Origin of the sequence: Pseudundibacterium arcticum (assembly GCF_042646465.1) — a bacterium.
In the GTDB taxonomy this organism is placed as follows: Bacteria; Pseudomonadota; Gammaproteobacteria; order Burkholderiales; family Burkholderiaceae_D; genus Undibacterium_A; species Undibacterium_A arcticum.
The window spans coordinates 1-8,569 of sequence record NZ_JBHRTP010000074.1; the positions used below are offsets into that span (position 1 = coordinate 1).

Sequence of the window (8,569 nt, forward strand, 5' to 3'; positions counted from 1 at the left end):
CCGTCGCTCTTTGGAACGGCACTGCCTAGTTCGTAAACAGTAAGCCAACGAACTCCAAGATTCACAAACATTCCCTGGCAGCTAGCTTGCACGCCAAATGTGTGAACGCCTTTGCTCACTGTGAACACCCGAGACATGGACAGTGTAGTATCCATTCCTTGGTTCGCACCGCTGTTGAAGTATAGATAAAAAGCGTCTGGACGCACTGGCGCTCCTGGAACACGACCGTCAATGACCGGGCGTAGCGAAACGGCCGAACTCGTGCTTATACTGACTCGCGTGGTGAACGACACCTGTACCGGATTCCCAAACGTTTCCATGGTAAGCACAAAATTAGGGATGTTGGTAAAACCCGCTTCGTTCTGAGGGACTGGTGGGCAATAATACCCTTGGTTCGCTTCATCGATCTGGGCAACGTTGGGCTGGAAAAGAGGGGCGGCCATTGTGCACCCAAAGAACCCTACCAGAAAACTGCCCAGCAACAGTCTGATACCTATAGCTAACGGTTTCATTTTTCTTCCTTCTTAATCCACATAGCAATCCTTCCAAATTAGTTCGCTAACAGTGGCTATTCCAGTGCTGGCAGGTTTTTTACTTGCGCTAGGTTTACGGCAGATCAAAGGAAGTACAGGAGACTGGCCAGATTCAACGTCCTGTAAGCGGCAGCTGTTTTTTACTTAATCGTCCATCCACGTATTCGCATCAAAACTGCCACTACTTCGCAATCCAAAGTTGCCGGGTATTCGCATTTCGGTATCCGCTTTGTAATGGAGATGCGAATGGTGTGATGCGACGCACAAGAAATACGCGCCGGACGGTGTTACGTAAGAAAATGCTGACCGTCAGCCCTCGACCCTGAGCCGTCATCGACGAAAAACGAAAGCGGCCATTCACCGCAAGGGTAAAAAATGGAAGCGGCCGTTCGTGATGCGAAGTAAATATTCCGAGCTGAACGGCAGCTGTGTATTGTCAACGGCCATTCGGGCTTAGAATTCCAATGGGAACTTTCGGCCACAAGCGGAAGTTCAGCGTACCGCGTCGACCGTCCGGTCAAGACTGACTGCCGTCATACAACTTTGCGATCTGCTTGCTCCAGACCGGTCACTGAAGGCTACAGGTTGTTGGTCGGCAATGTGGGGATGACTTCGATGACGGTTGCACCCGCCATCGGCCACAAACGGTCCCTGAAGAAATCCTCCGAAAGCGGCCGGTCAGGTGCTCTCGGTGTATGCTATTGCCCTATGCCATTGGGGGTGGTAGCCGGGCTATAACGTATGGAACTCAAGCAGGATGACTTACGGCGCGCTCTTCAAGAGAAGATTGATGCCAATCGCGAAATCGCTAGCCATGTGGCCATGCTGGACGAAATTGCCAAGCAGTTTCCGCACTCCGTCGAGCCAATTCGCCACCCCGAGCCATTGGGCGACTTTAACTGTGTGATGTATGCGCTAAATATTTGTCCAGAACCGCCTTGCTCACCCCTTGGACGCTACTATGCCGACACCGGCTACGTTCGAAGTCTTATTGACCAGGGGCAGTTGACTGAAGTTGGCGACAATCCGCCAGAGGGTAGCCTTGCTATCTACTTCAAAGAAGACACAGTTATGCACATAGGGCGCGTTCGCAGTCCTGGGCGAGTAGTTTCCAAGTGGGGCATCGGGAACCTCTACGAACATGCTCCCCTGGAAGTGCCTAGCAGCTATGGAAACGAGGTTCGATATTTCAGCACCATTGACAAAGAGAAGGCGTTTGAACTACTAGAGCAGTTTTGCCGCGGGTGAATAGGGGACGAGGCCCAACACAAGCAGCAAGCTCGGGATTTAGCCAAAGCGGCAAATCGCCACGCCGGCAAGGCTATTGAAATCGCTTCGCATGTCTACATTGGCGTCGTCGCATTAGTAACAGCAGTTAACACAGCAACGATTGGGGGAAGCACGATGAACTCAGACGAACGCATTGTCAGAATTGAGCAGGCCCAGTCATGCGACCAACTACACGCGGCTATGGCCGGTTACTACGACGAAGCCATTAGGGCTCACGCTAACCTTCAGTTTTGCGCTGGACTTAAGGCCTGCCTGGAAAAAGGATGCGAAAACTACATGCATGCCCTTGAGGATGTGAAGCAGTGGTCGCCCTATGACGGAGACGACTACCAAGAGGTAAAACGCGTATTGGATGCTGCAGGCAAATGCCAAGTCAGTCTTGAATGTGGCGGCAGCAACGGGCATCTAACGTTCCAGCCGCGGTCAACGGGCCAATAATAACTATCATGAAAATTCGCTTGAATGGCTGGCAGCGATTATGGGCGCTGGCTTCTCTCATTTGGCTAGTGGTTGTTTCGGCTATTGTTTGGCAAGATTTAACCAAACCGGATTTCAGCGAGTATGTCGTCGCCTACTACGTGACGTGTTACCCGGATATTGAAAAAGGCACCTCGCTGTCTAAGCTACGGACGGCCCTGGAAAAAATTTTTCCCGACTTGGACAACGAGTTAAGAGCGCTGCCAGCAGAGCAGCGTCCACAAAATTGCGCCGCATTATTCAGTATGCTTAACCGGAAGGACGCTGGCCGCATGGATGAACTTTGGAGCACTTACAACCAATTGGTGAAAGATGAGCGCATAGATACAGGGATGGCGGTGGTTGCTGTTTCATTAGCACCCATCATCGCAGCGTATCTGTTGGGGCTTGGCATAGCTTGGGTAATCGGGGGATTCAAGAGAGAAAACTAACGGCTCAATATTCGTAAACAAGAAAAAAGGCCCGGATCTCTTAAAGTTGCGGGCCAAATCGATACAGCAGGTTTGTGCATCTAGGAAGCAGCCGGTGGGCTATGCCCGGTTTCGCTTGCATTGCGGTCATTCGTGGCGGAGCCTCGACCGGCGGCCCTGGGTCGGGTCTTGCCGGATAGTCTCGAAAACTGAATGGCAGCAAAGTCGCTGACACCTGACTGTGGCTGGGGCGCCGGTCATTTTTTGCTCTCAGCGGCAGGTGAAGTCTGATACCTGCCGCTCAGGTTTTAAGGGTGGCTGGCTCTAGCCGACCCCTTGTGGACGTTCATCCTATCTGCAAGCAGACGCCCAACGCCGATATGACCGGCGAGCTTGCTCGTCGGTGTCGATCGAACGGCGTCAAATGCGAGCATGACCGGTTTCAAACGCGAGCCGTTACACCTAGAGTTAGGTGTCAGCGCGCAATTCACAAGACGAGCGGTTGAATCGCCCAAGGTTGCACCCAGTCCTTTCTGCCTCCACAGATTAGGTCATCGCGGGTTCCACTAGGCACAGCCAATAAGGGTGTGTAGAAAGTTTCCGGCGCGCAGTTCCGCAACTCGATTCCAAAGAGGTGGTTTACCAGCGTGGCGAGAGTTCCACGGCTCTCATAGAGGGTAACCGGACCGAACCGTACTGCAAACATGACTACGTTTGCAGCTACGGCGGCTATGCAATTTTCAAGAGTAGCCTTGTCGAAGTGCTGGTCTCGGTCATGTTTAGTCTTGTTGTATGCATCGTACCAAGCCAGCGACTGAGTTGGAGCACTTGGGTTCCACGTACTGAAGGGCGTCAAGGTTGGGAGACTCGAGTATGGCCTTAGACGGATCTCGTACTCCGCCAGAAATAGAGGGCCAAGCAACTTGACGTAGTCATTGGTATTGAATTGATTGCCGAGTGATGTAACCCCTGCAATCCTCATGTAGTGTTTCCACGTGTTTTCCAGCTCCGTGCATGCAAGGATGAGCAGCTCCCGGGTTTTGTGGCTGTAGGCTTTGAGCCCGTGCGCATCAGGTTCGATATAGAGAAGCAACTCATCGAACCGTTCAACCAACAGGCGTAACGCTTGCTCAGCTGAACGCTGTTCTTGTTCAGAGATACCCAAGCCTTGGGCTGTCTCTTCAAAGTAGTACAGGCCAGGCCGCCATACCCCCCGTACGGTTAGACCTTCCGGACGCACTGAAGATTTAACGTCCTCTGCACCAAAAACACGCTCGACCCAATCCCTTAGCGAACCAACCTTCTTCTCAGTTGCCACGAGACCAGTCGAAAGGATCCAAAGACCTTCGCCATGCCCGTACAAGTGGACAAAGTGGGTAGGCGTCTCATAAGCCACCCCTCTTGGATTTTGCACGTGAATCGTAGACACCCAAGCGGGAATGGTTGTCTTGGTGTTTTTGTATACGAGGACCGTCATGCTTAGGCCGACACTTAACGAATAGAGTTTGTCCGCCGCCTCGATTCAGTACGAGCAGTCGGTTGGCCGCCCGGCGGCGGATAAACGCTGTTGGACTGAACCGCCAACGACGGCGGTTTCATGGGGATTGTAAGCTGGAATCCGGCAGTTTTGACATGCGGATGGCGGCGGTGATGCGACCTATCGCCCGAATGACCGGCACCGCAGGTCGACGCAGTCCGTTTTGAATGCAGACAAGGAAACTTTCCGCTCGGCTGTTTACCGGTACAGGCGTGCGTGCCGCTGGCGCCCATCTCAGCCATATCTGTTGATCGGTCTGCCGCTGACCTGCGCGTCCCATTATGGCGGTGGTCCTGTCGCGTAGCGCTGCTGAAACGGGCGTGCCGGCGCAAGCACTCCGATCACCTGGAACTGTCCGTTCGCGCAACAGGTACAACGCATGCTTTCCACCTGTGCCACACGCCGCATGAACGCCTCAGTAGTCTCGATCACCGGCTGCTGCGGTGGCAGCACGCCAAGGGCCGCACGACATTGCGCCAGCTTCTCTTTCTTGTGCGCGCCAGCCAGCAAGCCATAGTGTCGGATACGCTTGAAGCCTGGCGGCAGCACATGCAGCAGAAAGCGGCCGATGAAGGCGTCAGCCGCCAGACATTGAACGCGCGTCTTTCCCGCATGGGCGTTGTCGCGTACCTTCGGCGCAATGGCCGCTTCGGAGCAGCGCACGGAATCAATGACCGCAATGGAGAAGAAAAGCCAGTGGCTGGTCATGGCCGTTTTGAGCCGGCCGCGACAGACTCAATTCGACCCGCTGCGGCCATTGCCTTTCTACAAAGCAGACATGGCAGCAAGCCTGCGGTAGCGGGAGTACGTCAGTGCACGATGACGGTCGACGGAAACAGTCCCGGGAGTATATTGTCCCCGTAGTCGGGAATGAAGCTCATCGAGCTCTCTATGAAGTCGGGTGCACCGTGTTCGAGCGGCCGGGGATATAACCTGAAGATTCGCGCGAAAGGCACGCGTATATTCGCTGGATGGCTAGACTCCTTCAACCACTCAGCGAAGTTGAATGTCCGCATGTCGGCGATCGCACTGCGGGCTCCCTCTTGGTAGGCGACATAGGGAATTCCAAATTCTCCTGGCGGGATCTGCTCGACGGCTTCCCTTAACGTAGACATCGGGCCCCACGAACGTTTCTTGATCGCCTGCTCACTGCTGTTGGTCCACAAAAGCCCGACTGGCTCTTCGGCCATGTCCACCACTGATTCCTCATAGTTTCCGACACGGCAGACAAGACCATCCCATTCTGCAAGGTCAGAATTCCAATCGAAGACTGCGTTGAGCATCATCGGTGAATACATGCGCGTTTGACCCCCAATATTCACCAGCCGAGCTGATTCCGCATAGGTCGCCGTTCCCCATGAATAGATTGCTCTCCCGCTGCTGTCACCGGCGAAACGCATTTGCAATAAACAAGTGACGATTTCATCGACCGGAGCCGCCCGCGACTCGACCGACAGATGTAGCGAAAACGTTCCCCACATACCTGCCTCTCTTGCCCTGGCATCCAGCTTGTCAAAGAGTTCCCGCATAGCGCGCTCTTCGATGAGCTCATATTCCGTGAGGACCCGCTTGCGCTTGCATTCGATGACAAGAGGGTACGGATCGTGGCACCGCAAGTCGGGCGTCTTCTCGCCGCTCGGTTCTAGGAACTCCACCGACCGACCTTTGGCCGCACATCCGGCGGCGACCAGCAGTTCGAACATTGTCGAATCCACGTCTCTGGAAGGGCCTTGCCAGAGCGATCGGATACGCTTCATAGCACCCGGAATCTCTGATAACACATCGAGTCGTTCGGCCAGTCGAGCAATCTGCGGTATCAGACTGGCGCCGGCGAACATGTCATAGCTGGGGGCGTTCGTGAGCCAGGCACGGCACTCGCCGACGCACTGCGCAAAACGGTGTTTCTGCGGATATTCGCTTTCCGGGGAAACTCCTTTGACGATGGATAGGAGACCGTCCGTTCCTTTGAGCCAAGGCGCGTCCAATTCCGAGGCCAGGTAGTCGCTCAATGTGGACTTCGGCATCAACCTGAGCAGCCTGTCGAACGACCGCGCGAGCAGAGCACCGACGTCCTCGCCTGTGGGGGCTACTTGGTCAACGGTCAATTGTTCGCGGCGGTACCGGGGAGGGGCATCACCTGACTTTCCTGTGGCATCGGTCGCTTCGAGCTCCTCTTCCGTCAGCTCGAGCAAAGTTGCCATGCTTTCCACGATTTCGTTAAAACGCTCGTTGGCGGCCGCGCCTTCTTCCTCTTGTTCCTCCATCTTCCGTCTGGATTCGTTCGAAGGATTCCGGGCGAAGATGCGCCTTGCGTCGGCTATGCGAAGCATGATGGATTCCAGTTCACGCTTCGCTGTGTCCGCCTCTGTAGTCAGAGCCTGAAGCGCATCTTTATCATCATCATTCAACGATTTCATTGTTTTGTCATGGCTTCAGTCACCGTATCGTTGCATATTGTCGACGATTCAGCGGCCGGTGTCGAATGACCGCTCGTGGCCGATTCCTGCCTTTCGCGTGGACTTTGGTTTCGATTCGTTCGGACAGCACATGTCTGATCGAATTTGAGCTAATGCACATCAATTCACTTTGGGCGGCGTTCGGTACCGAATCGAGAGTCGGCCGGGATTCGTGTAAAATTCCGCAAAAACCACTGTAACCCCCTGATTGTCAAAGAATCCGCGTCTCCAGTTGAGTGCTTTGAAGTGGTGCGCGCGACATCGTGATCGCGGGATGCGTCAGCGCGCAAGCCTTCGATACTCGTTAAAGTGCCTGATCGCTGCGGTACTGTGTCCCATGGTTTCATGGAGTCGAGCGGCATTGTAGTGCGCGTCGGCAAACTTCGAATCCAAATGAAGCGCTTTGTTGTAGCAGCCTAGCGCGTCAGGAAATCTTTTTAATTCTTCGTACACGACGCCGAGATTAAAGTGCAAGAAAGGTTCGTCTGGACATTGCAATACCCCTTCTTGGCATACCGCGAAAGCTTCCAGATACTGCTCCCGCTCAATCAGGATGCACCCGAGGTTTATAAAGGCCTCGGCATATCTTTGGCCGACCTCGATCGCCTTTCGATAAAGATGAATAGCCTTGAGGGGATCGCTGGCTTCAATGGACAACGCAGCGTTATACCATTCGCCTGCAGAGCGGTCGGCTCCTTGAATCTGCTTGTGAGATACGGGAAACGAAGTGACAGTGTCATTATTCACCGCTTCGGCGAATTCGATAACTAGCTGCCCGTTTGCGCTTCTCAGTCGTCCATCCTCTCGAACGACCAACTCTTTGCCCGCCGCCGAAATGCGCATACCCGCAACGGATGACGCAGGCAGGTCCCTGCGTAACTGATTAAGAAATCGTGTGGTTTTCTTTGGCGAGAAGCCGGCTTCGGCCAAATCGTGCGCCATCCGCAGAATGACTACGTCATGAAAATTGAACCGGTATTCCCGACTCTTACCGCGGGTCGGGACAACGAAACCTTGCTTCACTAACTCTGTAACTATACGGCGAGGTAGTCCGTATTTCCTGTGAAGGTCAGCAATGGTGATGCTCTTCATGTCCCGCTACTTTTTAGCTCGCGTCTTTCTTGCGGGCGCTGGCTCCGTGGCGGTGGTTACGCGTTTTGCGGTTTTACGCGCCTTGGGTGCGTCGGCCACCGTGGTACCTGTCTTTTTCGCCAGACTGGCTCTTAGTGCTTCCATCAAGTCGATGACCTTGCCTCCGCCTTTTTCCGGTTCCTCGGAGACGGTTACTTCCTTGCCAGCAATTTTCTGATCGATCGCTGCCTCTATCCGCTTCTTTTCTTCGTCTTCGTACTCGGCCGGATCGAACGTATCCTGTGCGCTCTGCTCGATGAGCATGATCGCCAATTCGAGTTCTGAAGGCTTCACCTCTGTTTCAGGAATGCCAAGATCCTTCATCGAGCGCACCTCATCCCCATAGAGCAGTTGTTGCAACACCAAGCCGCCCTCCAAAGACGGCCGCACTTGCACCGTATAGGACTTGCCTCTCCAAGCCCAACGCGCCAGTGCGCAGCGGTTTGTTTTTAACATTCCTTCCAACAAAAGCTTATAGGGCCTGTCGCCCCGCTTATCAGGCGCCAGGTAATACGCTTTATCGTAATAAATCGGGTCAATTGATCCAGCAGGCACGAACGCGACGATATCAACCGTATGCGTGCCTTTCTCCTGGAGCGCCTTGAGTTCTTCTGCAGTAAAGACCACGTATTGCTCATGGGTAAATTCATAGCCCTTGTCCATGTCTTCGCGTTCGACTACTACTTGCTCTTTAATACAGATGTACTGTTGCTTGAGACGTGATCCGCATGCCTT

9 protein-coding genes are annotated in these 8,569 nt (G+C 54.0%); 3 read left to right on the forward strand and 6 right to left on the reverse strand.

The genetic code is table 11. The features are described from left to right. Nucleotides 1-512, reverse strand: a 512-nt coding sequence (locus tag ACFOFO_RS20645; protein WP_390332685.1) for a hypothetical protein, incomplete at its 3' end; no start/stop codon positions are given. A 762-nt stretch (nt 513-1,274) separates the two neighbouring features. On the opposite strand from ACFOFO_RS20645, the gene ACFOFO_RS20650 reads away from it, so the two are divergent. The 3 genes from ACFOFO_RS20650 (at nt 1,275) to ACFOFO_RS20660 (ending at nt 2,731) form a co-directional block, all read left to right on the forward strand. Continuing rightward, nucleotides 1,275-1,781, forward strand: a complete 507-nt coding sequence (locus ACFOFO_RS20650; RefSeq protein ID WP_390329750.1) for a DUF7689 domain-containing protein — start codon at nt 1,275-1,277, stop codon at nt 1,779-1,781. Nucleotides 1,782-1,937: 156 nt separating this feature from the next. Beyond that, nucleotides 1,938-2,261 (forward strand): hypothetical protein, encoded by a 324-nt coding sequence (locus ACFOFO_RS20655; RefSeq protein ID WP_390329747.1) that lies wholly within the window; start codon nt 1,938-1,940, stop codon nt 2,259-2,261. Nucleotides 2,262-2,269: 8 nt separating this feature from the next. Beyond that, nucleotides 2,270-2,731, forward strand: coding sequence for a hypothetical protein (locus tag ACFOFO_RS20660; protein ID WP_390329745.1), 462 nt, complete (start codon nt 2,270-2,272; stop codon nt 2,729-2,731). A 466-nt stretch (nt 2,732-3,197) separates the two neighbouring features. Here ACFOFO_RS20660 and ACFOFO_RS20665 read toward each other — a convergent pair whose 3' ends face one another. From ACFOFO_RS20665 to ku, 5 genes are all read right to left on the reverse strand, one after another. Beyond that, on the reverse strand, nt 3,198-4,187 hold the full coding sequence (locus ACFOFO_RS20665; RefSeq protein WP_390329743.1) for a hypothetical protein: 990 nt from the start codon (nt 4,185-4,187) through the stop codon (nt 3,198-3,200). Between the two features lie 339 nt (nt 4,188-4,526). Further along, nucleotides 4,527-4,955 (reverse strand): transposase, encoded by a 429-nt coding sequence (locus ACFOFO_RS20670; RefSeq protein ID WP_390329741.1) that lies wholly within the window; start codon nt 4,953-4,955, stop codon nt 4,527-4,529. 101 nt (nt 4,956-5,056) lie between these two features. Next, nucleotides 5,057-6,664, reverse strand: a complete 1,608-nt coding sequence (locus ACFOFO_RS20675) for a hypothetical protein (RefSeq protein ID WP_390329738.1) — start codon at nt 6,662-6,664, stop codon at nt 5,057-5,059. A gap of 318 nt (nt 6,665-6,982) precedes the next feature. Then, nucleotides 6,983-7,795: a tetratricopeptide repeat protein gene (locus tag ACFOFO_RS20680; protein ID WP_390329735.1), complete on the reverse strand. Its 813-nt coding sequence runs from the start codon at nt 7,793-7,795 to the stop codon at nt 6,983-6,985. Between the two features lie 6 nt (nt 7,796-7,801). After that, on the reverse strand, nt 7,802-8,569 hold a 768-nt coding region (gene ku, locus ACFOFO_RS20685), incomplete at its 5' end, for a non-homologous end joining protein Ku (protein WP_390332686.1).